Below are 23,616 nucleotides of genomic sequence, written 5' to 3'. Positions count from 1 at the left end.
ACCCGTTAATGCATCAAGCAAAGAATATCCTTTACAACTTTTTAATATAGAAACGACCAGCTCCCACCTGCACCACAAGTTTATACTCCTCCTTGCCAGCCTTTACATAAAGTGTTCCTGCTTTTTGAACGTTTCCATTCCCCCCAAACACAATCTGATAACCCATTGTTCCTTCATCAATCGTAATATGTTCTGGAATTTCATTCGACTTCACTACTGTCGATGCGGTGCCCTGTATACTATACGACCCTTTACTAGGTGAAATGGAAAATCGATACGAGGATTTATTTACATATGCAAGCTCCTGGGTATACCTTAGATCTGATTGGATGTCGTCTAGAAAATGTCGTGTGGAAGAAGCATTTTGTGTAGGGGAAATGTGTAGGAAGATCAGACATAGAAGAATTGATAAAACGGAGAGAACAATCATCATTTCTAGCATGGTGTAGCCAAAAGAATTTCTGAATTGCATACGAAAAAACATTAGTTAGCTAGCTTTACCTTCCCATCGGCAACGATTAACTCTTCACCTCCAGGACAAGTTACTTCATCCATGTCTAGGTATTCTTCTAAGACAAGATCATTGATTGAAGTTGGATAGGATCCAACATTCGCTTTATACGCCGCTACCTGTGTTTGGGCAACTTTTATTGTGGCCTCGCAGCTTTTCGCCTCAACAACCTCATTGTTTTTAGTTAATCCTGGCACCGCAATTAAAAGCAATATTGAAATGATCATAATAACAATCATCATTTCAATTAGCGTAAACCCTTTCTCACCTTTAATAAAACCTAACCATTTCCTTATTTTCATTTCAATCTCTCCTTTAAATATTTTGCAAATAATAAAACATGGGTAAAAGAATAGACATAAACATCAACATAACAACAAGACCAACACCGACAAAACTAACTGGTTGCAAAATCATAAATCCTTTTTTCACCAACTCCTCAAACCGTTCACCGATCACCTCCCCATATAAGATTAGCTCTCTTCCTAAATTCCCACTTGCCTGGCCATGCATTAAAATTTCTTTGAATTCAGGAACATACAAACGTGTCTGATCAAATAAACCCTCTAATTTTTCACCTCGCATTAATGATCGTGAAACACGTTCGGCTTCTTCTTGAAAAAACACAAAGTGTGATTGTTTCGTTAATAACGAGAAAGCTTCTGCAATTGAAAGACCGCTTTGAAGGAGGAGCCCTAGGTGAAGAGAGGTATGATGCGTCAGATAAAGAGGAATAAAAAAATGCACGAACGGAACTTTACTGTAGACAAGCATTTTGTGTACAGCTGAACTTTTCTTGTTTTTTATCAAAGTGGAAAGGTAAAGGACAATAGAAAGTAAAATAATGCCGACAAAAATAGCCGGAGTAAATCTAACGAGCGTCATAAAAAATCTTGAAATAAAAGGGAGTGGAACATCAAGGGAGTGGTAGAGCGTATTAAATTGAGGAAGTAAATACTTTCCTACGACAAACAGCATGATCGCTGTCATCCAAAATAGAAAGATGGGGTAAGCAAGCGTACTTCTAAGTCGTTTTTGCCATTCACTTCGCGTTTTCATCAACTGACCGGATGCCGAAATACCGGTTGCAAAATCTCGCTGCTCAGACATATATAAATAGGATAAGATATCTGCTGGAAACTGAAAATCTGCTAAAACATCGTGAAAGGAATCACCACCTTTAAGTCTGATAATAATCATTTCAATATTTGATCGAATATGGTCGTTTTGATATAAGGCGTATACCTCCAAACATTTGGCAAGTGAGTATCCTTCCTCAAGCATCTTCCCTATACGACAAAGAAAATCTGCTTTACGGTCAAGCTTCCATTTGAATCGTTTCACGGTTAAATAATCCCAACTCCTTCTCGACAGTCTCTTTTTGAATATAACCTAGGGCATAGGCTCGAAGAATGTAATCTTTAATGGTGGATTGACCAGGGATCGATAAAAGATCTGGATGATCGAGGGCTTTTTGAAGGTGAAGACCAGCGAGGATTTCAACGACAGCAAGTTTTCTTCGTGTTCTTCGTTTTAGACACTCTAGAGAGCATACTTGACAATAGGGACACTTTAGGGGTACAAGTCGTTGAGTGGCGACTCCTCTTAACGTTTGAGTAATATTATGAAGAGGAATACCAAACTCAAGTAATCTTGGAATGCACTCTAGCGTACTTCCAGTGTGTAGCGTTGAAACCACAAGATGCCCCGTCATACTAGCTCGAATAGCGAGTTGGGCAGTTTGTTCATCTCTTATTTCCCCAACGACAAGAATATCTGGATCATGCCTGAGCCCAGCTTTGAAACCTTCATAATAAGATAGTCCAGCTTTCTCATTGACTTCCATTTGAATAAAATCAGGATTGCGCTTTTCGATGGGATCTTCAATTGTAAGAACTCGCCTATGCCGCTTAACGCTGAGAGTTTGAAGGAGGGAATACATCGTTGTAGTTTTTCCTGAACCTGTTGGTCCTGTAATCATAAATAAGCCACTGTTACAACTTACGATTTGGAGAAGTCGAGTTGCAGTTGAGGGGAAAAGAAAGAGTTCTTTAAAGGAGTGGGTTTCATCTTGCGGAAGGATACGAACGACAAGACTTTCGTGATAAGGGGTGGGAATCGTTGAGAGTCTTAAGTGGAGTTTTCTTGGATATAGAACCATATCCATGGCCCCATTTTGCGGGCGACGCTTCTCTCCAATATCCATACCACTGAGGAATTTAAAATGAGACAATAGCTTTTCTGCTACCGTCATAGGAAGCCAAAGCGCATCATAAAGTCGATTATCAACACGAAATTGAATCAACGCTCCTTTTTCTTTCGGATGAAAGTGTACATCTGAGGCCCCTACTTCCACCGCTTGCTTAATAATATCCTTTCCTTTTTCTTCAATGTTCAGCAAAAACACACCTTCCTTTCATATAAATTGACAGCAAAACCAGTCACGATTTTTAAATCGTAAAGAGAAGGATTCGCCAGGTAAATGGCAATTCCTTCTTAATAAAGAAATTTCTTTTTGACTAGCCCTCAATAATGATTTAGGGTTTATACTCAATATTCAATATCTAAATGACGCATCATTGAGAAAATCATGAACCTTTGTTTCAAATAATGCTTTTTCTTCAAGAAAAGGATAATGATTGCTTTGATCAAAAATAGCCAGTTGGGCATTTGGAATTCCATCTGCTATTTCTTCCGAAAATAATAAAGGACACTGGACGTCATGCTTCCCACATGCTATTAAAGTTGGGGCAGATATTATATTAAGTTGTTTCGTTACATCAAATTGGATGATTTCGCGGGCAAAAAAGTTCATCCGATTTGTTGCCATCTTTTTATTTATTCGTTTTGAAAAATAGTCTTGATATTTTTCTGGCAAATAAAGAGACAGCTTGGTTCTGTCTCTGGTGATCCTTTCCCGCTCATCATCACCAAGTCTCGAGTCTTTTAGTTTTTCTATGTAATGCTGCATGATGTGATAATTCTCATGCGCAGAGTTATATATACATGCTGACGACGAAGAACCATATTCTCTAGCTGCAGCTCCTACTATTATTATGGCTGTAAGCGAACGGGATGCATGAATTCCATATACACAACCAAGCATCCCTCCCGTAGAATGACCAGCGAATGTCCACTGTTTAACTCCAAGAGCTGATCTAACACTTTCAAGATCAAATACAGTCTCCAACATAAAATACTCATAAGGTGCGTTTACAGAATCTGAATGACCCGCATCCTTTAAATTAACTAAGTAGACTTTATGACTAGTCGTAAACGTATCTGCAAAATAGTCTCCGCTTTCATTAAATTGAGAGTACAAGTGCGTCACACATAATGGAGGACCGTTCCCTTTGATAAAAACTTCAAAAGTCCCTCGCTTTGTATTAATAAGCGTTTGTTTCCACATATAGACCACTCCCTTTACTTAGGTTGCGTGTATCCCGTCATCCTATAATAACCGCTGTTCCATAAGCTATAATTTCTGATGCGCTTGACATTACAGCTGAAGACTGAAGGCGAAAACCGACAATTGCATTTGCTCCCTTTCCTTCAGCATCTTTGACCATTCTTGCGATAGCTCTTTGCCGTGCTTCCGTCATCATTTCTGTATATTCTGTTATTTCTCGACCTACTATTGTTCGAAGACTTGCTAGTATGTCTTTCCCTACGTGTTTGGATTGAACTGTGCTCCCACGAACATACCCAATAACTTCCTTAATCTCTTTCGTTGCTATCTCATCAGTAGTTACGATCATCATCACTTTTTTCTCCTCTCTCCATCGATCTTCGTTCTTTTATTAGTACAAGAATTAAAAATAAAAGTGAAAGAACATATGCCAACGCAACAATCGGCACCCAAACTTTCTGGATAAAGAACATTCCTACAATAAGAAACTGAAATACAGAGGCGCTAATTATAAGGAATATCTTCATTATGCTCTTCCCTTTCATTCTTCAATTACTACTTAAAGAATACCTTATTAGGATCTACTTTACTTCGTTTTCTCTGAAAATTTCGCCTTTATTAGTGAACATTTTTATTTTTCACTAATTAATTAAAAAATCTTTAACAAACTACAAAAAAGCGATACGCAGAAGTTTTCCGCATATCGCTGTGACATGGATTATGATGCTATCTTATTCAAATAAGCAGTAGGACATTCCTAAAACATACATTACTTATTATTATTTAAAGTGCAAACTCAAAAAAAAGATACCGTTACAATTCGCACCTTCAATGTAAGTATAAGTTACTGATTCTCTGATCATACTATCAGAGAAATACATGATTGGGCTATAGCCAAGCGGTAAGGCAACGGATTTTGATTCCGTCATGCGCTGGTTCGAATCCAGCTAGCCCAGCCAATTTCTTATGAAACCACCGCGAGTTTTTTCTTTCGCTGTTTTAAGTTCTGAAGTCCTGATTTGTTGTAGCCTACAATCAGTTTTTTTCCATTTGTTACGATAGGTCTTCTAAGAAGTTTTGGTTCGTTATGCATAAGCTCTAACATCTCTGTTATGGTTAAATCGTCAATTTCAACATTTAGCTTTTTAAAGGAGCTACTCCTTCTAGCTAGAATCTCTTCAATTCCGTCAGTAGAAAGAGTGATAATTTCTTTTAGCTCTTCAATGAAAGGTGTGTCTTTAAATAAGTGACGCTCCTCAAAATTAACGCCATTTTCTTTTAACCAGGCTTTTGTTTTTCTACATGAGGTACAACTTGGATAAGTGTAAAACAATAATCTATCTTCCAATTTAAATCCTCCCCGTTTCGTTTTCCGTTAATAACTAACATTACCCACATTATACAACACTTAAACAAATATTGTACAAGAAAAAGATTTGTATTTTTGTGAACGATTTGGGATAATAAATTGGAACCCTTTTCAAGGTTAAATAAGGAAAGTCATTATTTTGCCATGAGACTAGCATTTACTTTTCTACAGAACCTCATATATAATACGATATGTATGAGGAATGAACGAGCAAGGGAGGAACTTTTATGCCTAGAATGTACCGAGTTTTAGCTTTCTGGACCGGCATTTTCTCACTAATGGGCTTTGTTGGTGAGATGCCAGTATTGGGATTGCTGTTCCTTGGCCAGGCCGGCATGTTTTTAGCGTTAAGTTATTTAAACTTAACAGAACGTACTTATTTGTATATTTTTGGTGTATACTTAACTTTATTTATGGTCGGTTTTTCATACTGGTCAGTGTTCATGATGACGCCTGGATCAGGCGGACATTAATTCGAACGAAAAAAGACGATGCTCATGCATCGTCTTTTTTTCTTTGGCGCTTTTCTTGAATCATGACAAGAAACTGATTTGATTCTGCTAACCATCTAATTGCTCGATTTTGTTTTTGTTCATTAGAAAACGGTTTATCTGGATTGACTTGCTTAATAAAGCTTAATAGATCATGCTTCAAAAGAAACTGTCCTTGCGGCAAGCACTCAAGCCATTCTAGTCCATTTTCTATTCCAATCTTTTCAATTGCATCAATAGAAACATGGGTGGTTAAATCCATTTCCCCTGGATACTGAAGAACGTCTTCCATTAATTGGTGTTTCCTGTACCCGCGCAGACTCCCCCTTTTCCTTGCAGGATGTTGCCATTCCTCGTTCGTGTAGCCGTAGTCAATTGTATAAACTTTCCCCTCGGAAATCCATTCACCAGTCTTATAAAGCCAATCGCTCATGATCAAGGGTACTTCAAAGCGTTGATCTTCCGCAAGAACAACGTCATGATGATTTAACCATTTGATTAGCTTTGCATCTGTACAAGGTTTGTAGATCTCCCTAAAAGAACCACGATGATCTATTCCCACACACACTTCGTACAATTGATTTTGAAATTTCTCTACAACCCGAACAGGAAAAGCATCTAACAGTTCATTGGATAAAAGAATACCGTTTAATATAGGTACGTCATTCTTTATTTCAGAAAGTGAAGAATACATTCTCACGTTAAGCCCGTGGACCTTTTCTTTAATTAGACGACGATGGTATTGACTTGCTTCTATCACACAATAAGTTAGTTGATGAAAAAGTGCCTGGTCTTTTTGTTTCACTTCATCAAGAAAGGAGGCAATGAAGTTCCCATCACCAGACCCTGCATCAACAATGAAAGGTTCAAGATTATGCTTGTGAATATCGGCGATCAGAACCCGAGCCATAACTCTAGGAAAAATATCATGAACACTTGTAGATGTATAGAAATCACCGTTTCGACCTGTTTTAGGTTGATTTACCTGGTAATAGCCATACCGCTCATGATAAAGAGACAGCTTCATAAATTTCTCGAACGATATAGCGCCTCCAGGACTACGCTCGATCTCCTTCATGATTTCATCCCTTAAAGACGTCATTTATAAAGAAAATCCATTTAGAAACGGATTCTCTGCCATCTCCACTTCTATTGTCGTAGACGGTCCATGACCAGAGGCTACAATCGTTTCTTCTGGTAATACTAGAAGGCGGTTATGTATACTGTTCAGCAGCTGCTTTTGATTTCCACCAGGAAGATCAGTTCTTCCTACGCTACCTGCAAAAAGGGCATCACCTGAAAAGACTAGATTAACGTCTTTAAAATAAAATGAGACGCTACCAGGTGAATGTCCTGGCGTTTCAAATACCTCAAATTGAAATGGTCCGATTGTCATTTCCCCTTCACTTTCAATTAAATGATCAGCCGGCTTACCTTCAATATTATCAACTACTGGAAACAGCTTAGAGCCATTTAAAGAAGCATCTGAAAGCCATTTTTCCTCATAAATATGTAAGTAAACTGGGATTTGATACGTTTCTCTTATCAGATCCACCGCTCCAATATGATCGAAATGAGCATGAGTTAAAAGAATAGCGATTGGTTTTAGTTCTAGCTTTTCCACTTTCCTTTTGATTCGACCACCTTCAGCTCCCGGATCAATGATAAGAGCCTCATTTTGCTCATTCCATAAGAATCCTGCGTTTGCTTGCACCGGCCCAACAGCCATTTGTTTCCATTCCATTGTCATCGCCTCCATTGAAAGATTATGTTTCTTATTCTACACTATACAAAAGGTTGTACAAAAGGAGATGTTTATGTTGAAAAACATGTATGGCGTAGAAATGAATCCCCCAAATAATAAACTACCTGGCTTCATGGCCCAGATAGTGAAAAAGACAGCCGAACTTGCAAAAGTGTTTGATCGAGATAAACAGCTCGTTATTCTAAATGATCGTGAAGAAGCTGTTGCTCTTCAGGAATACTACATTTCCAAAAATATATTTCAAGACTTCTACCCACTTCTATACCTTTCTCCAAACTCAGAAATAACTCCCTCTTTTTCAGATTATGGGTTTGTTTCTCAAAACAATGAGTATTTTCTTTATAAAAAGATGGTCTCCTGCTTTACTATAAGGAACGGAGAGCAGCCGCAAATCGAAATGGCGATTCTTCAAATGGAAGAGCATTTGATTTGCAAAGAGGGTGAACTCTTTTTTGTTGATCATATGTCCATTGAACTAATGGAGGGTATTGCTCGAGCTTATAACATTGAACTTACATTTTTGGATGAATAACACCTCGACAAACGAAAAGAAAACGGTTAAAATAAGAAAGGACTTATCGTACATACCACGCAAGTTAGAAAAATTTATGATTTAACCATGCAACAGCTATTTTACGGGTATACTGATAAAGAGTGCATGGATAGGGAGGTATTCCAAATGGGGTTAGCAATTATTTTTGCAATCGTTACGTTATTTTGCGTATGGGGCGTATTCCGTTCTCTTCGTGAAAAGAACTTTATGGGCCTTGCCTTTGCAGGATTAACAGTGCTTGTATTCGGCGCCTTTACCGTTGCCACAATGATCGATATACTTTTCGGATCTGGGGGCGGCGGAGGCCACTAAAAAAACAGCCATTTAGGCTGTTTTTTTATTTCGAAGAAAAATGAAAAGAATAATTTTATGAATCTGTCACAGCATAGCAAAACAACCAGTAATCAACTAAATGATGACAGGCACTTATTCTAAGTGCCTGTTTACCGAATCAAGTTTATCATCCATCTTAACCTTTTTATCACGACGATCATCTATACGAAGGTTAGTAGCGACACGCTCTATCCCCGCTTGAAAAGGTGCCTCATGTATGGCATGGACCACCTCGAGAAGATCTGCTATTTCCCCTTCAATAAGAGTGCTCATTGGTGTTAACCTATAAGTAACTCGATCTGAATAAGATTCAAGAATCTTCTGTACCTCAGCTACATATTTGCTGACACTAGGAGTTTCTGTACCAATCGGAATAACCGTAACGTCTACAATTGCCATTATTTATTTCCTCCTTTGACTTCTAATAACTGCATCTTTCGATTATAGAAAAAGCGGTATGTAACTAACGATATAATCATCGCACATATGGAAACGGATGAGAAGATGCTTATCGATATTACAATTTGATATCGTATAGCTTCAATGGGCGAAGCGCCACCTAGAATAAGTCCTGTCATCATACCGGGCAATTGTACAAGACCAATCGTTTTTAATCCATCTACGTTAGGGATCATAGCCGCACGAATTGTTTTCCTAATGATCATTTGAGAAGCTTGTGACGAATTTGCCCCAAGTGACAACGCTGCAAGAATTTTCCCTTTGCTATCATGAAACTCATTTTTCATTCTCTCGAATGCTAGACCTGTTGCAACCATACTATTACCAATAATCATTCCACTCATTGGAATGACTTGTTCTGATTTAAATGGAATGATATCAAAAATAATCCATAGTGAGAGAACAAACACTTCAATCAATATGAGAGAACAAAGAGATAGCAGAAAGGCATAGGGTATACCCTTTCCTCTTTTGGCAGCTTGTAGAGAAGCAATGACCAGCATAACCGCTACCCAAAGTCCTATTCCCTGCCAATCAGGCATTGAAAACAAAAAAGTAAGAATGTATCCTATAAAAAATAATTGAACTACCCCACGTAAGGAGGACCAAATCGCGGATTTGCCAATTCCTAGTGAAAATAAATAAGAAAGAGACACGGGGATCATGACAAAGAGAATCATCGTTAATAAAGATAGATTTGATATTTCAGTCATTGGTTATCCTTCCAAAAAGTGCTTTAAAGCATCTGATTTAGGCGATTGAAACAATATTTTCGTTTCTCCTTGTTCTTCAATCTTTCCTTCATTCATAAAGAGAGTATATGAACCAAGCCTCTTCGCCTGTTTTAGATCATGTGTAATCATTAGAATCGTTTTCCCTTCTTCATTCACAAGTGTATGTAACAATTCTTCCATCCAATCAACTGTACGCATATCAAGCGCACTAGTCACCTCGTCTAATAACAACACCTCAGGATTATTAGCAAGCGTTCTCGCAAATGCCACTCTTTGCTCTTCACCACCAGATAAATTTTCCACATCTTTTGTTAAAAAATCGCGAGGTAATTGAACTTTCTCTAATAGTTGAATGCCCATTTTTTCATTCCATTTCTTTTCTAGAAGCGGTCCAAACTTTAAATTATCTTCAATTGTTCCATTAAATAGGTGAGCCTGTTGAAAGACCATCCCGATATTTCGACGTAGCTTATTGATTGGAAATTCATCTAGCTTCTTTCCTTTAAAGAGAATTTCACCTCTATCAGGATCCTCTAATCGGTTCAGCAACATCAATAAGCTACTTTTTCCAGCGCCTGAAGGGCCGATGATCGTTGTTAATGATCCTTCTAGCATATCAAAATGAATATCTGACACACGTTCATTATTCACATTTTTCACTTCAATTATTTTATTCATGAGACGACCTTTCCTTACTGTAAATTAACACCATTATTCTATCATGCATTGATGACCTATGATACGAAAGTGCCTTTCGTGTATAGCTTATGTATTTTCGACCTTCTCATCCTAAAAGACAACCCCAAATAAAAAACTCTGCGCAGTGCAGAGCTATTGTTTCATTCCACTTATTAGCTTTTGCCTATGCGCAGAGTGGTTCGTAGGTCCAATTCCATTACCTATAGAAAGAGAATTCGCAATGGCCTCTGTAATAAATTCTTTTGCAGTTGAGACCGCCTCTTGTATTGTTCGTCCTTTCGCAAGCTCTGCAGCGATGCAAGCAGAGAAGGTACATCCCGTTCCATGAGTATGTTTTGTATCAATTCGTTTAGACTCATAGTGATAAAAACGTTGGTTCGCATACAAAACATCTATAGAAGTTTCTCCATCCATATGTCCGCCTTTAACAAGGACAGCCTTTGCACCAAAGTGTTGTAATGCCGCTGCAGCTTCTTCCATTTCTCGAACTGAAGTAATTGAGTCGCCACCTAATAACTCCGAAGCTTCAGGAATATTTGGTGTAATAATAGTACCAAGAGGAATGAGTTCTTCCTTCATGGCACGAATCGCCTCTTTTTGAAGGAGTGATGCTCCTCCCTTTGCAATCATAACAGGATCAATCACAAGGTTTGGCACCTGGTATTCTCTTATCTTCTTAGCAACGCCCAAAATAATATCACTAGAGAAAAGCATACCAGTTTTCACAGCATCTGTTCCAATATCCGATAGCACAGCATCTAACTGAGATTGAACCGCTTCTATAGATTGGGGATAAACATTGTGAACCCCTAGAGTATTTTGCGCTGTAAGTGCCGTTATGGCACTCATCCCAAACACCTCACGCTCTTGAAATGTTTTTAAATCGGCCTGAATACCAGCTCCTCCCCCACTATCAGATCCAGCTATCGTAAGTGCTTTACGCATAAAACTCACTCCTTCATTATATAACCTGGAAACGATCAGGTCGAAATTGACCGAGCCCTATTTCACTAACACTTCCATCGATTTCATCAGCTACAATCTTTGCTGTAACAGGACTAAGTAAGATTCCGTTCCGATAATGACCAGTGGCTAATATAACCTTAGGTTTATGATCTAGCTTTCCGATAATAGGAAAGCCATCTTGAGTAGCAGGTCTTAACCCCGCCCACTTATGAAATGGATTTTTCTGCTGTAAGGCAGGCATCACTTGCTTACTCCATTTCTCAAGTCTTCCTACACCATGTTCCGTAACAGCTGTATCAAAACCAGCGATGTCCTCCGAAGCACCAGCAACAACTGATCCATTTCCTTTCGCTACAAGATAGCCTTGACTTGTAAAAATAATGTGATTGAGAGATGGGGCTTCATATGCGCAAATTTGTCCTCGTATTGGATAAATGGGCAACGTCAAACCAAGTGCTTCCTCCCAGTACATAGACCATGCTCCTGCAGCAAGAACAACTCGATCGCTTTCGATCCGTTGACCTTTTACCACAACGTTATTCTCTTCAAACGTCGCCTCTCCCGCATTCTCTATCACCCGAACACCCAACTTGCGACAAGCATCTAAAAGTGCTGAGACGTAGCCAGGAGCATAAATATGTGACTCTTCTGGACACCATAATGCTGCAACAACATCTTGAGAAAGGCCTGGCTCTTTCTCTCTTACTTCGTCAGCATTTAATATTGTAGATTCGACGTTAAACTTACGTTGCCAGGCCTGCTTTGTCTCAAGAGACAGCCGATCAGCCTCATGATAGATACAATAAAGACTGCCGCTCTCGCTATATTCAAAATCAACATCTGAATTCTGTTTGATTTCTTCCTGCCATTTCGGGAAAAGCTTTAAACTATGTTGGCAAAGCCTGAAAAAATCATCTGGATCTTCTTCAATTTCCGAATAAGGCGCAAGCATGCCTGCAGCTGCACCTGAAGCTTGCCCCCCACACTTATGAGCTTCTACTACAGTCGTTTCATGTCCCCTCGTACGGCATTCATAGGCAATGGAGAGACCAATCACTCCGCCTCCTACAATCGTAATGTTAGCCATGATCGCCCTCCTTCTATTAATTTCGTACTGGACTACTTGCAGTGGCGTACTTCTTTTTAGGAATCCTTCCTGCAACGTAAGACAATCTTCCTGCTCTAATAGCCAACTTAACTGACTCAGCCATCATAACAGGGTTTCTCGCTTTCGCTATGGCTGTATTAAGGAGGACTCCATCTGCCCCAAGCTCCATCGCTTGTGTTACATCAGATGCATGTCCAAGACCCGCATCGACTATGACTGGTACCTTCAGTTGTTCTGTAATTAGTTCTATATTGTATGGATTTAAGATGCCGAGACCAGTTCCAATAGGAGATCCACCTGGCATGACAGCCGCTGCACCTGCTTCTTGTAGTCGATAGCAAAGTGCTGGATCATCAGAAGTATACGGTAAAACAACAAAACCTTCTTTAGCAAGAACCTCTGTAGCTTTCAAAGTTTCCATCGGATCAGGGATTAGCATTTTTTCATCACGACTAACTTCGATTTTTATCCAATCACTTAAGCCAGATGCTTTTGCTAAACGAGCGATGCGAATGGCTTCTTCAGCAGTCGTAGCTCCGGAAGTATTGGGCAAATAGTGAAATGATTGATTCTCGATGTGCTGTAAAATCGCATCTTCATTTGGTGCAGTAAGATTCACTCTTCGAATAGCAAATGTGAGAACTTCTGCTTCAGAAGCTTCAATTGCTTTATTTTGAACATATGGATTTGGATATCTTCCCGTGCCAAGAAACAATCGTGAAGAAAGTTCTTTACCGGCTATTGTTAATTTATCATTCATTCGGTCAACCCCCTCCTACAAAGTGGACAAGTTCGATTTTCATTCCTTCTTTTACTTCTGTATCGATCCATTCCGAGCGATCAATAATTGTTCCATTAACTTCAGTGACAACCAACCCTTCTTGCAAGCCAAAATGAGTAACAACTTCTTTCAATGTTGCCACTTCTAAATCATGCTGCTCTCCATTAACTAGTAATGTCACTTGGGAATCACCTCTTTTTGAATGGATTGAATAAATGCTTCGCACGTGCCTTTAATATCGGCACTACCAACTACTTCACTAATGACACATACTCTAGAAGCACCTGAATGGAGGACGTCCGAAACATTATGCAATTTGATGCCGCCGATGGCTACAAACGGAATAGATATTTCTGCTGCAACTTCTTTGAGATAGTCAGTTGTTACTGGATCAACAACATCGCTTTTGCTATTTGTAGGAAAGACTGGCCCAGCCCCGATGTAATCAGCACCACGCTGCTCTGCTTCACGCGCTTCTTCGATTCGATGTGTGGAGATACCGATGATCTTATTAGGTCCAACAATCTTCCTTGCTACCTCTAAAGGTAAATCATCCTGACCGAGATGAATGCCATCAGCATCAACGGCTAGCGCAATATCAATGTGATCATTCGCAATAAAGGGAACTTCATATTTTTGTGTTAGCTCCTTTAATCTCAAAGCTTTTTCTAGTACAACCTTTTTAGAATTCGTCTTATCACGCAATTGAATAATATCAGCACCACCTTGTATCGCTTGCTCCATTACCTCAACTAGGTCTCGATCAGGGTGGAATTCTTCCCCTGTAATGACGTATAATTTAAAATCCTTCATTATTTACCTCCTCTAATCCTTTTAACCTTAAGCCTATGTTAATGAGCTTTGTTGATTTTCGGCTCAATTACGCTTTGTGATAACCAATCGCTTCGAGCTAAAAATCGAGAATCAAGAGTATAAGCTACCACCGTAAACGCTTAAAAACGATTAACATAAAACACACTAAAAAACCCCATTCCGCGTAAGGAATGGGGGTAGTAATACGTAATCAATACTGCTACCGACTTCCCTACGCTGGTATCAACCAGATCAGGTTCAAGGGTAAAAGAAATGACGGTTTCTTTTTCTCAGCCTTTCCTTACATGAAGGCACCCCTAGTCTTTGGAATTATGAAATTAAGTTTATTATGACAAAGAAGTGATTAAAAAACAAGCCACTAACCTACATATACAGAGAAGAAAGGAAAATCCCTAACGTATCTTGGTAAATAGTGTTGAAATCAGAAGTAGGCAAAGGACTTTCCCCTTTTCCAATTTCTACGGTAAAACCCGGTCTTCTAAAGTCTTGAATAAACCAATCCTTGTATCCAGCGAAACTATCAACATAGCGAACTGCTCGATAACCGCTCAGTCGCGAAAATTCTCTCACTAAGATTTCTGACTCAGGAGGTTCAAGTCCTTCGAAACCCCAAAAGATCACTTCACCTTGAGAATGAAATGCTAGCGCACGATCAAATTCCTTTCTTCTCGTCAGGTCTGCGATCGCTATTGCTTCTGGCTCTGTAAGCGGTGCTTTTCCCGGGTAATTTCTTGGAGAAGGTTTTGTTGGTTTTCGTTCAGCTTCTATTTCCCATTTAGCAGGATACTGATTGTTTAAATCAACTCCCCTAATGTTCGCCTTCCATCTGTTAAATTGTTCACTTCCATTATTAATTTGATCCGCTAATGAGCGGTAAGGTTCTTCTTCAGGTAATCCATTAATGACAAGATCAACGCCATCTGGGTTTACCATGGGTACAAGAGAGAGAGAAGTCGATTCATATAGAGATGGGAGGTAAACACCGCTCAATCTCTGGCTATTCGTCAATTCACGAGAATAATCATCTACAAATTTCATAATGAGAGTTGAGGTTAACCATTCATTAGCATGAAATGCTCCATTCATATGAACTTTTTTCTTTCCTGTTCCCACTACTAGTTCTGGGATTGGCTTTTCCATGACAGATTCGCCAATGATGGATCGTTTAATAAATGGATAAACAGCAAGTATTTTTCGAATATCATTAACAAGGGTTTGATAATCGTAATTTTGATTTGGGTTAATGAGTGACCACGTTACACGAATCGGTATATTCACTTTTTCTCCTGGTTGTAACGAAAAAGGATTCGAATCGTTTAGCAAAAGAACACCATCTAGGGGTGTTCCGTACCACCCTGCTATTTTCCATAATGTATCTCCTGGCTTAATGGTATAACTTTTCGTGACAAACCCAGGGATCTGAATTTGTTCTCCGACTATAAGTTGATCAGGATTCTCAAGATTATTACTATCTAATATTAATCGAAGTGGAATTTGAAACACTCGGCTATATTTCCAAAGGCTATCCCCACTCTTCACCCTAATTTTCATGTCATACCCTCCCACATTTCATATCCTTCTTACAATGATATGAAATAATGAGTGATGCATATGCTACATAATTAGGACATATTAGCCTTATTGCTCGCCTCAGAAAAAATTCATTACAATACAAAAACCCCACCTAACATCCAAGGTGGGGTTTGCATCTTTCATGCTATTTTTCTATTTCTGTATCCTCTTGTTGCTCATCATGCTTGCCTAAGAAACGTAGAAGGTCTCCATAAACGATTTTATCTGAGTAGGCAAGATCAGTTTTTGCCTTCTCCATGTATGGTTCACAGGCTGATTTATCCGTTTCTTCTCCTGTTTCTTTGTCATAACAGACATTTTTAGTGTATAGATTATTTTCAGTAATGAAGCTTCCATCGCGAAGGATAGTGAAATTATCCTGTTCTTTTGCAAAAAGATCGTTACCAAATTTAATCATATCCTTCGTATCAATACCAAGCAGGTGCATGATTGTCGGCTTCAAATCAATTTGACCACCGACCTGGTCCATCACTTCCCCTTCTTGGCCAGGAATATGAACAACGAGTGGAACTTTTTGAAGCTCCGTGGATTCAAATGGTGTGATTTCTTTGCCTAAGAATTCTCCCATAGCTTTGTTATGGTTCTCAGAAATTCCATAGTGATCACCGTACATGACGAAGATGGAATCTTCATAAAGTCCTTCTTCTTTCATGCGCTCAAAGAATTTCTTTAGAGCTTCATCCTGATATCGAACTGTAGTGAAAAATCTGTTAACAGTTCCATCATCTGAAGTCCACTCTGGAATATATTCATCCTCTGATTCAAGTGTAAAAGGAAAGTGGTTCGTTAATGTAATGTATTTAGCATAGTAAGGTTCCGGTAGCGTTTCTAAATATTTAATGGATTGATCAAAGAAATATTCATCTTTCAATCCCCATCCGATTGAATTATCGGGCGTTACTGTAAAATCGTTAATGTCATAGAACTTATCGTATTTAAGGGAGTCATACATAACGTCACGGTTCCAGAAGCTTTTGTTATTCGCGTGGAAGACAGCATTATAGTATCCATCCTCACTTAATATTTCTGGAGATGCATTGTATTCGTTACCTGAATGGGTAAAGAATACAGCTCCACTTGGGAGTCCATATAATGAATTCTCAAGAATAAATTCGGAGTCAGAAGTTTTACCCTGAGCTGTTTGATGATAGAAATTCGGGAAATAATAACTTTCATCTATAAGATCATTTAAGAAAGGCGTAATTTCTTCTCCATCCACTTCTTCATTCACTACAAAACTCTGTGTGGATTCTAACGATACAAGGATGATGTTTTTCCCTTCTGCTTTACCAAACATTTCAGGATCTGGCTCAACGTGGTTAGCTTTTACATAGTTTTCGATATCTACGATCTCACTGCCATCTGCAAATGCTCGCTGTGCTTTTGCTTTCGACTGAAGAACAGCGTCATAAACGTGGTAGTTATAAGTACCAATATATTTTATGAGCATTTCACGATCAAACGTACGAGTTAAGAGCTGCGGGCGTTCTGTTTCTGCAAGCCCAACATTAACAGCAAAAAGAGCTATAGCACTAGCAAATACAATAGCAATTTCTTTCTTCTTAACCGTGTACGCCTTCGTTTTTCTTACGAAAAGGAAAACTGACAGAATAATGATATCTACAAAGAGCAAGAAATCAAAACCGCTTACAAGTTCAGCAATACTATTTCCGAGCTCTCCCATATTATTCGTTTGAAACAACAATGGTATTGTTATAAAATCAGTAAATTCACGGTAGTATACGACGTTTGCAAATAGAATAAATGAGCCAATAAAATTAATGACCAATAGTACTCTGTTGCGATACTTTGGTGAGGCAAATAGGGCAAAACCGAGGAATAGCAATACAGAACTAAGTGGGTTTAGCAGTAAAATAAACCCTTCCATTTTATTTTCAGGTTCAATGTTGAAAGCAAATTCATACACCAAATACGTTTTTAACCACAGCATAAAGGCTACGATTAGGAAAAAAGAATACTTATTTTGTAGCTTTTTCATGTTTTCTTAGTACCTCCTTAGTTGAATATAAGGAAAAGCTACCATTACTTTCTACGACCATACATAATCGCAATGATAGTATGTTTTCGAAATTTAATCAACTAACTTTTGTCCTTATTTTAGTATTTCTTTCACAATTATTTTGATTCTGAGCAGCCTGTCTGTTAGTAATAACGAATGAAAAGGACAAAAAGTTTCATTTGGGCAATTTTTTTACATAAAAAAAGAAAAGATCTAACTTAACTGATCTCTTCTTCCCTTGTTATAGCAGGCTGAAACATGAAAAACTAGGACTATTTCATCAATTTCGTTTTTACGAGCCACGCTCCTCCTATTACGCCAGCATCATTGCCGAGTGTGGCAATTGCAAAATCCGCACCTTCTCTAACTCTTGGCAATGCATATTTTTCAAATTGTTTTTTTAAGGGGGTTAGAAGTACATCTCCTGCTTTTGATACGCCCCCACCTATTACAATTTTAGAAGGATTCAAAGAATTAGCCAGGTTTGCAATCGCAAGTCCTAGATGGAAAGTTACATTATTCACTACTTCAACAGCATATGGATCCTCGGCATCAGCGCCTTCAAAAATATCACGAGAAGTAATTTCATTCTTTTCTTGATAAATATGATATAGGACACTGTCCTGATGCGACATAAGTTTTTCCATCGCAATACGAACAACACCAGTCGCTGAGGCTACTGTTTCAAGGCAGCCTGTTTTGCCACAATTGCATTGCGCTCCACCATCAGGGATGGATGTAATATGACCGATTTCCCCCGCCATGCCATTCGTTCCATGAATGATTGTTCCATTCGTAATAACGCCTCCGCCTACTCCAGTCCCAAGCGTGACGCATAGCAAATCACGTGCTCCATCACCTGCGCCACGCCACATTTCACCAAGAGCAGCAATGTTCGCATCGTTATCAATAATAACTGGTAACCCCGTTTCAACTTCAAGCTTGTCTTTTAAAGGAAAGTCTCGCCATCCTATGTTAACTGCGTGGTAAATAAAGCCTGAATCCATTTCAATGAAACCTGGAGCTCCCATACCGATACCAGAAAACTTCTTTCTGCTAACATTCATTTCTTCCATCTTATCATCAATAGCACGAGCTATGTGAGTTGTGATATGACGACCAGCTTCAGATTTATCAGTAGGAATTTCCCATTTACTAATAATTTCACCATAAAAGTCAAGGAATGAAAGCTTGATTGTTGTTCCACCTAAATCAACACCAATGAGCCATTTTTCTTCTTTCATCTTAATCCACCTTTCGCAAGTAACACTTTATTTCAGAGGAAAACCTTTCTTTTCAAGAAATTTCTTCATATACGTTCGAACAGGCGTCGCTAATTTATGTGCCATCATAGAAGTCCATCCTGCTGATCGTTGTCCTCCCGTTCGATTCGTGTAATAACCTGAAATAACTTCATCATATTTATTTAATCCTTCTTTAAATGCATTTGCATCCTGCTCATACTCATCAATATGATAAATGTTATTTAAGGGCAATCGTGGTTTTACATCTGGATCCTGATCGGGATATCCAACACAAAGACCAAATAAAGGAATAACAAATTGAGGAAGATTCAATACTTCACTCACTTTATCAAGGTCGTTCCGAATGCCACCAATATAGCAAATACCTAGTCCCATTGACTCTGCTGCTATGCTGGCGTTTTGTGCAGCAAGCGCTGCATCTATTAATCCTACCATGAACTTTTCAGTTGTTTGCGTCGTTTCCGTTACATCTGTCCCATGCATTTCAGCTGTTGCATGGTGACGATTGAAATCTGCACAAAAAACAAAGAAGTGACCATTCTTTTCAACATAACTTTGCCCACCAGCTAATTCAGCAAGCTGCTTTTTCTTTTCTTTGTCTTCCACACCAATGATCGAATATGCTTGTATGTAGCTTGAAGTTGAAGCGGATTGCGCTGCTTTTACTAACGTATGAATTTGCTCTTCTGTTAATGGCTTATCTTTAAATGCTCTAATTGAGCGGTGAGCAAGCATCGTTTCAATTGTCTGATTCATGTTTTGTCCCTCTCCTTGCTAATTTCATTTCTTATGATCATTCTGGCGACGAGGTAATCCTCATTCTCGAGAATTTTCATATCGTATAACTCTTGGATCTCGCCTTCCATTAGTTCAAGGTCCCCAAGTCGAGTTCCAGTATAAACAATCATGCCATATTGCTTTAAAAGCTGCTGTATATCATAAAATGTTTTCATTTTCTTCACCATTGTTCATTATAGCAATCCCTAGCGCCAAAAAAATAATTACGCACAAAAAGACCACATTCCCGTTTAAGAAATGTAGTCTCTGCTTTACATCTTGTAAATAAGTCATTGATATTAACGATCCGGATCTTTAGGATGTAATACCGTAGGTCTACGATTTTTAAGTGGCATAGGTGATCTGAATATAACATCTCGAAATGCCCGATAAGAAAACGGGATAAACGGCCATAGATAAGGAATATGAAACGATTTTGTACGAATTAAAAGCATTATCCATAGTGTAAATCCTCCAACAAATCCAATTACGCCAAAAGCTGCGGTCAAAATGAGCAATAAGAGACGAAAAAGTCGATTAGCAAGACTTAATTCATAGGATGGTGTTGCGAATGTCCCCATTGCTGCAAGGGCCAAATATAAAATGACCTCATTAATAAACAGTCCTACCTCTACTGCTACTTGTCCAATCAAGATGGCCGATACAAGACCAAGCGCAGTCGCAAGGGAGGTTGGAGTATGAATGGTTGCCATCCTGAGTATATCAATCCCTATTTCTATAAGTAAAAATTGAACGAACAGAGGCAATGTTCCGTTTTGATCTACCCCAATAAACTGCATATTTGAACCGAGTAACCGTGGGTTTGTAGCAAATAAATACCATAGCGGCAAAATGAAAATTCCGATCCAAACGGCTATAAAACGAACAAGTCTCAAATATCCGCCAACAAGCGGCTTTTGCCTGTACTCTTCAGCATGTTGCAGATGATGCCAGAAAGTAGTAGGTGTAATAAGCACACTGGGCGATCCATCTACAAAGATCAAAACGTGACCTTCATAAAGGTGAATAGCTGCTGTATCGGGACGCTCTGTGTACCTCACAAGAGGATATGGATTTAAATGTCTTCCACAAATAAACTCTTCAATCGTCTTTTCGCCCATCGGTAAGCCATCTGTATCAATGTTACTAACAGAATCCTTAATTCTATTTACGATTTCAGGATCAGCAATATCTTCAATATAACTAATACAAATGTCTGTTTTGGACCTTCTACCTACTTGCATATATTCCATTCTTAACGTTTTATCTCTCACTCTTCTTCTCGTCAGTGATGTATTGAATACGATTGTTTCTACAAAGCCATCTCTCGCGCCCCTTGTTACACGCTCCAAATCTGGTTCCTGTGGTCCTCTGACCGGGTACGTTCTTGCATCGATCATAATAACTTCGCTCATACCTTCTACAATAAGGGCAGTTGGACCAGCAAGCACTAAATCCATTACAACATCCAGATCCTTTTGTCGATCAATTTCAACGTATGGGATATGTACTTTCATGAGCTTCTCAAGTGGATCAGGATCAAGTTGGGAAGGTTCAAGTCTTGATAGTAACTTCATAAGATAGTGAAGAATATCATCTTTGACAAAGCCATCGATTAAAAACATCGCCATTTTTCTACCTGCGTAATCAAGATCTAGTTGAATAACATCAAAACTTTTCCCAACACCTAATTCTTTATGAAGGAAATCGATATTTTCCTCAAATGAACGACTAACGGGATGAATGATCTTTTTTTGAGACATAGTTCCCCCTCCTCCCTTCCATCATTCACCATTCTTACATTATGCATACCTCATTGGGAAATTGGGCATAGAAAAACCAGCCTTTTAAGAAAGGCTGGTTATCTCATTCAATCGATCATTTCCGATAAGAGGTACTGATAAATTAAATGTGCTGTATGAAGCATTGAATCCTGATGTGTTCGCTCATATGCGTGGGAAGCATCAATACCAGGACCAATAAGCGCATGACGAACATCCACTCCTGCCCGAATGGCAGCTGATGCATCTGACCCATAATAAGGATAAATGTCGAGTTTATACTCAATCTTATTTTCCTCTGCAAGCTTCACAAGATGTTTACGTAAGCGATAATGATATGGACCGCTTGAATCTTTGGCACAGATCGAAACCGTATATTCATCAGAAGTTTGTCCATCTCCGAGTGCTCCCATATCCACAGCTATGTATTCGATGGTTTGATCAGGGATATTGGAATTACCACCATAACCAATTTCTTCATTATTCGAGATTAGAAAATGCGTCGTATGTGGAAGCCTGATGTTGTTTTCTTTTAGTTTCTTAATGTTTGCAAGAAGAAGAGCTACACTAGCTTTATCATCCAAATGGCGTGATTTGATAAATCCAGAATCGGTAATTTGGACACGAGGGTCAAAAGAAATAAAGTCACCAACACTCACTCCTAAATTCATGACATCTTCAGGATTAAAGACCCGCTCATCAAGACGCACTTCCATGTTCTGTTCGTCTCGTTTGACCTCCCCATTGTTTTTATAAACATGAACAGAGGTTTGGTGTAAAAGAATCGTTCCAGTAAAACGCTTGCCATCTCCGGTGATAATCTCACAGTACTCACCTTCAATTGCATTAAATCGAAAACCACCAATTAAAGATAAGCGCAGGCGACCATCACTCTTAATTTCTTTCACCATCGCTCCCAATGTATCAACATGAGCTGTTAACATCCGTTGACGCGACGAATCTGCCCCTTCAATAGTAGCAATGAGTCCACCCTTATTATTTCGTTTTGTCTCTACTCCAAGCTCTTGCATTCTCCCCTCAACCCAACTAATGACTTCATCAGTGTAACCAGATGGGCTTGGAATACTAACTAATTCTTTCGTAGTTTGTAGAAGTTCTTCTGCATGAAATAAATCACTCATTGATTTCATCCTCTCAAATTGAATTAATTGGAAAAGCAAACGAATCCTTCTTCATATTTCAGTTAACTATCACATACATATGATGACAAGCTTACTCATTTGGAGGTATCGGGATGATCAAAAGAATTCACTACGTTATCATGCTAGGTATGATTGGTTTTTTTGCGCTCATCCTTGTTAACACTAGTAGTAATCCTGTTAGGGAATCATTTACGTATTTCCCACCTGATCCAGAAGTCACATTTGATTCAGCAAGCACATCTCTTACTATTCTAACGCAGGACGATGAAGATGAATACACATTGGATTGGAAGACAGAATCAAGTCTTTCTGAAGTGGCTTACCTTCGTCAAGATTTATCATTTCTCTATGAAGAAGGTCGCCTGATTGATTCCATGTCAATTTGGAAAGAAAATACGGCTACACTTCGTCAAAAAAAAGAATCTACAAGTGAAGATAGTGGACATTATGAAGCGATTACCTACCATTATGGAGAAATCCATTACCCTAATGATGTAATTAAAAGTGCCCAGCAATTGAGTTATGACCAACTTTACGTCATTGACTCTCCGATGACACCACTTGAATCTTTTAAAAAGGCTTCAAGTGAAGAAGAAAAAGAGTGGCAATACATTCTCGATCATGCCATGGATCAACAAGCCCAGTTGGTTTTCAAAGCTATGGTAACAGAATATAATCTTCATCCTGAAGACTATTATATTTTCCCGCTAACCTCGTTAGATCAATATCAACAGCGAACGCTCCCAGGACTATCTCAGAAACAGACTGCTGATACGATCGGAGGTATTTGGGAAGGTCTATACAAAAACTATTTCCTTGGCATAATTCCTCCGAATGGCCCGACAGAATCACCTATTGGCAGTACAATTCCAATCATATTGCTTCATAAACATTCACCATATTTACTCATCCTATTCCAAACGAAAAGTGGAAAGAACATTGAGCTTATTCAATACCTTAACGAGCCTATATTAGAGCCACAAGATACAGAAGAATAAAGAAAGG

At 38.8% G+C, this 23,616-nt stretch carries 29 protein-coding genes, 1 tRNA gene and 1 riboswitch; of the genes, 5 read left to right on the top strand and 25 right to left on the bottom strand.

All coding sequences use genetic code 11. The features are described from left to right. Nucleotides 1-31 precede the first annotated feature (31 nt). The 7 genes from comGD to ACIFPW_RS11555 all read right to left on the bottom strand — a co-directional run bounded on the left by comGD (nt 32) and on the right by ACIFPW_RS11555 (nt 4,447). Entirely contained in the window at nt 32-472 is a 441-nt protein-coding gene (gene comGD / locus ACIFPW_RS11585; protein ID WP_430244330.1) for a competence type IV pilus minor pilin ComGD, read from the bottom strand. An 11-nt stretch (nt 473-483) separates the two neighbouring features. Further along, complete coding sequence (gene comGC / locus ACIFPW_RS11580) at nt 484-813, bottom strand: competence type IV pilus major pilin ComGC (RefSeq protein ID WP_430244328.1); 330 nt, start codon at nt 811-813, stop codon at nt 484-486. A 13-nt stretch (nt 814-826) separates the two neighbouring features. Then, complete coding sequence (comGB, locus tag ACIFPW_RS11575) at nt 827-1,855, bottom strand: competence type IV pilus assembly protein ComGB (RefSeq protein WP_430244326.1); 1,029 nt, start codon at nt 1,853-1,855, stop codon at nt 827-829. Next, nucleotides 1,830-2,912 (bottom strand): competence type IV pilus ATPase ComGA, encoded by a 1,083-nt coding sequence (gene comGA / locus ACIFPW_RS11570; protein ID WP_430244324.1) that lies wholly within the window; start codon nt 2,910-2,912, stop codon nt 1,830-1,832. Before comGA ends, comGB begins: the two co-directional genes overlap by 26 nt. 156 nt (nt 2,913-3,068) lie before the next feature. Next, a complete protein-coding gene (locus ACIFPW_RS11565; RefSeq protein ID WP_430244322.1) occupies nt 3,069-3,920 on the bottom strand; it encodes an alpha/beta fold hydrolase in 852 nt (283 codons plus the stop codon). A gap of 37 nt (nt 3,921-3,957) precedes the next feature. Next, nucleotides 3,958-4,272 (bottom strand): YbjQ family protein, encoded by a 315-nt coding sequence (locus tag ACIFPW_RS11560; RefSeq protein ID WP_430244320.1) that lies wholly within the window; start codon nt 4,270-4,272, stop codon nt 3,958-3,960. Next, nucleotides 4,253-4,447, bottom strand: coding sequence for a hypothetical protein (locus tag ACIFPW_RS11555; RefSeq protein ID WP_430244318.1), 195 nt, complete (start codon nt 4,445-4,447; stop codon nt 4,253-4,255). Before ACIFPW_RS11555 ends, ACIFPW_RS11560 begins: the two co-directional genes overlap by 20 nt. Before the next feature lie 357 nt (nt 4,448-4,804). Here ACIFPW_RS11555 and ACIFPW_RS11550 point away from each other — a divergent pair. Further along, nucleotides 4,805-4,879: transfer RNA gene (locus ACIFPW_RS11550), tRNA-Gln, on the top strand. Nucleotides 4,880-4,884: 5 nt separating this feature from the next. On the opposite strand, the gene ACIFPW_RS11545 is transcribed toward ACIFPW_RS11550, so the two are convergent. Beyond that, nucleotides 4,885-5,268 carry a Spx/MgsR family RNA polymerase-binding regulatory protein gene (locus ACIFPW_RS11545; protein ID WP_430244316.1) on the bottom strand — a complete coding sequence of 128 codons (384 nt, stop codon included), beginning with the start codon at nt 5,266-5,268 and terminating at the stop codon, nt 4,885-4,887. A gap of 248 nt (nt 5,269-5,516) precedes the next feature. Between ACIFPW_RS11545 and ACIFPW_RS11540 the strand changes: the two genes are divergently transcribed. Continuing rightward, nucleotides 5,517-5,762: a DUF2626 domain-containing protein gene (locus ACIFPW_RS11540; RefSeq protein ID WP_098444207.1), complete on the top strand. Its 246-nt coding sequence runs from the start codon at nt 5,517-5,519 to the stop codon at nt 5,760-5,762. A 22-nt stretch (nt 5,763-5,784) separates the two neighbouring features. On the opposite strand, the gene ACIFPW_RS11535 is transcribed toward ACIFPW_RS11540, so the two are convergent. Together ACIFPW_RS11535 and ACIFPW_RS11530 are read right to left on the bottom strand one after the other, a co-directional pair. Next, a complete protein-coding gene (locus ACIFPW_RS11535) occupies nt 5,785-6,858 on the bottom strand; it encodes an SAM-dependent methyltransferase (protein ID WP_430244314.1) in 1,074 nt (357 codons plus the stop codon). Between the two features lie 24 nt (nt 6,859-6,882). After that, the gene (locus tag ACIFPW_RS11530) at nt 6,883-7,524 is read right to left on the bottom strand and encodes an MBL fold metallo-hydrolase (RefSeq protein WP_283153992.1); all 642 of its coding nucleotides are present in this window, start codon (nt 7,522-7,524) and stop codon (nt 6,883-6,885) included. A gap of 73 nt (nt 7,525-7,597) precedes the next feature. Here ACIFPW_RS11530 and ACIFPW_RS11525 point away from each other — a divergent pair, with 73 nt between their 5' ends. After that, the gene (locus ACIFPW_RS11525) at nt 7,598-8,077 is read left to right on the top strand and encodes a hypothetical protein (protein WP_430244311.1); all 480 of its coding nucleotides are present in this window, start codon (nt 7,598-7,600) and stop codon (nt 8,075-8,077) included. 147 nt (nt 8,078-8,224) lie between these two features. After that, nucleotides 8,225-8,410, top strand: coding sequence for a DUF2759 domain-containing protein (locus ACIFPW_RS11520; protein ID WP_098444211.1), 186 nt, complete (start codon nt 8,225-8,227; stop codon nt 8,408-8,410). A 114-nt stretch (nt 8,411-8,524) separates the two neighbouring features. Here the strand turns inward: ACIFPW_RS11520 and ACIFPW_RS11515 are convergent, their stop codons facing one another. The 15 genes from ACIFPW_RS11515 to ACIFPW_RS11445 all read right to left on the bottom strand — a co-directional run bounded on the left by ACIFPW_RS11515 (nt 8,525) and on the right by ACIFPW_RS11445 (nt 22,590). Next, complete coding sequence (locus ACIFPW_RS11515) at nt 8,525-8,830, bottom strand: MTH1187 family thiamine-binding protein (protein WP_194222151.1); 306 nt, start codon at nt 8,828-8,830, stop codon at nt 8,525-8,527. After that, nucleotides 8,830-9,603, bottom strand: coding sequence for an ABC transporter permease (locus ACIFPW_RS11510; protein WP_283153991.1), 774 nt, complete (start codon nt 9,601-9,603; stop codon nt 8,830-8,832). The genes ACIFPW_RS11515 and ACIFPW_RS11510 overlap by 1 nt, the downstream gene beginning before the upstream one ends. A 3-nt stretch (nt 9,604-9,606) precedes the next feature. Next, the gene (locus ACIFPW_RS11505; protein ID WP_194222153.1) at nt 9,607-10,302 is read right to left on the bottom strand and encodes an ABC transporter ATP-binding protein; all 696 of its coding nucleotides are present in this window, start codon (nt 10,300-10,302) and stop codon (nt 9,607-9,609) included. A 153-nt stretch (nt 10,303-10,455) separates the two neighbouring features. Next, nucleotides 10,456-11,268: a bifunctional hydroxymethylpyrimidine kinase/phosphomethylpyrimidine kinase gene (gene thiD / locus ACIFPW_RS11500; RefSeq protein WP_430244307.1), complete on the bottom strand. Its 813-nt coding sequence runs from the start codon at nt 11,266-11,268 to the stop codon at nt 10,456-10,458. Nucleotides 11,269-11,284: 16 nt separating this feature from the next. Beyond that, nucleotides 11,285-12,376 carry a glycine oxidase ThiO gene (gene thiO / locus ACIFPW_RS11495; RefSeq protein ID WP_430244305.1) on the bottom strand — a complete coding sequence of 364 codons (1,092 nt, stop codon included), beginning with the start codon at nt 12,374-12,376 and terminating at the stop codon, nt 11,285-11,287. 16 nt (nt 12,377-12,392) lie between these two features. Further along, complete coding sequence (locus ACIFPW_RS11490) at nt 12,393-13,157, bottom strand: thiazole synthase (RefSeq protein ID WP_430244303.1); 765 nt, start codon at nt 13,155-13,157, stop codon at nt 12,393-12,395. A gap of 4 nt (nt 13,158-13,161) precedes the next feature. Further along, the gene (gene thiS, locus ACIFPW_RS11485) at nt 13,162-13,359 is read right to left on the bottom strand and encodes a sulfur carrier protein ThiS (protein WP_194222156.1); all 198 of its coding nucleotides are present in this window, start codon (nt 13,357-13,359) and stop codon (nt 13,162-13,164) included. Further along, nucleotides 13,356-13,991, bottom strand: coding sequence for a thiamine phosphate synthase (thiE, locus tag ACIFPW_RS11480; RefSeq protein ID WP_430244301.1), 636 nt, complete (start codon nt 13,989-13,991; stop codon nt 13,356-13,358). Before thiE ends, thiS begins: the two co-directional genes overlap by 4 nt. Before the next feature lie 212 nt (nt 13,992-14,203). Further along, nucleotides 14,204-14,320, bottom strand: a riboswitch (TPP riboswitch). Nucleotides 14,321-14,375: 55 nt separating this feature from the next. Then, nucleotides 14,376-15,563, bottom strand: a complete 1,188-nt coding sequence (locus tag ACIFPW_RS11475) for a M14 family metallopeptidase (RefSeq protein ID WP_430244299.1) — start codon at nt 15,561-15,563, stop codon at nt 14,376-14,378. Between the two features lie 166 nt (nt 15,564-15,729). Beyond that, on the bottom strand, nt 15,730-17,604 hold the full coding sequence (locus ACIFPW_RS11470; protein ID WP_430244296.1) for an LTA synthase family protein: 1,875 nt from the start codon (nt 17,602-17,604) through the stop codon (nt 15,730-15,732). Between the two features lie 293 nt (nt 17,605-17,897). Next, nucleotides 17,898-18,869, bottom strand: coding sequence for an ROK family glucokinase (locus ACIFPW_RS11465; RefSeq protein WP_430244294.1), 972 nt, complete (start codon nt 18,867-18,869; stop codon nt 17,898-17,900). A 27-nt stretch (nt 18,870-18,896) separates the two neighbouring features. Further along, complete coding sequence (gene nfsA, locus ACIFPW_RS11460) at nt 18,897-19,646, bottom strand: oxygen-insensitive NADPH nitroreductase (protein WP_430244292.1); 750 nt, start codon at nt 19,644-19,646, stop codon at nt 18,897-18,899. Further along, a complete protein-coding gene (locus tag ACIFPW_RS11455; protein WP_303530630.1) occupies nt 19,643-19,843 on the bottom strand; it encodes a YqgQ family protein in 201 nt (66 codons plus the stop codon). Before ACIFPW_RS11455 ends, nfsA begins: the two co-directional genes overlap by 4 nt. Before the next feature lie 123 nt (nt 19,844-19,966). Then, on the bottom strand, nt 19,967-21,430 hold the full coding sequence (locus ACIFPW_RS11450; RefSeq protein WP_430244290.1) for a spore germination protein: 1,464 nt from the start codon (nt 21,428-21,430) through the stop codon (nt 19,967-19,969). 107 nt (nt 21,431-21,537) lie between these two features. Next, complete coding sequence (locus tag ACIFPW_RS11445) at nt 21,538-22,590, bottom strand: M42 family metallopeptidase (protein ID WP_430244288.1); 1,053 nt, start codon at nt 22,588-22,590, stop codon at nt 21,538-21,540. Between the two features lie 113 nt (nt 22,591-22,703). Here ACIFPW_RS11445 and ACIFPW_RS11440 point away from each other — a divergent pair, with 113 nt between their 5' ends. Then, nucleotides 22,704-23,609, top strand: coding sequence for a hypothetical protein (locus ACIFPW_RS11440; RefSeq protein WP_430244286.1), 906 nt, complete (start codon nt 22,704-22,706; stop codon nt 23,607-23,609). The last annotated feature ends 7 nt before the right edge of the window (nt 23,610-23,616 follow it).

The sequence above is a fragment of the Pseudalkalibacillus sp. NRS-1564 genome (genome assembly GCF_050467905.1).
GTDB lineage: Bacteria > Bacillota > Bacilli > Bacillales > Guptibacillaceae > Guptibacillus > Guptibacillus hwajinpoensis_B.
The sequence above is the reverse complement of the archived record's forward strand: the minus strand, read 5'-3'. Positions and strand labels throughout refer to the sequence as shown.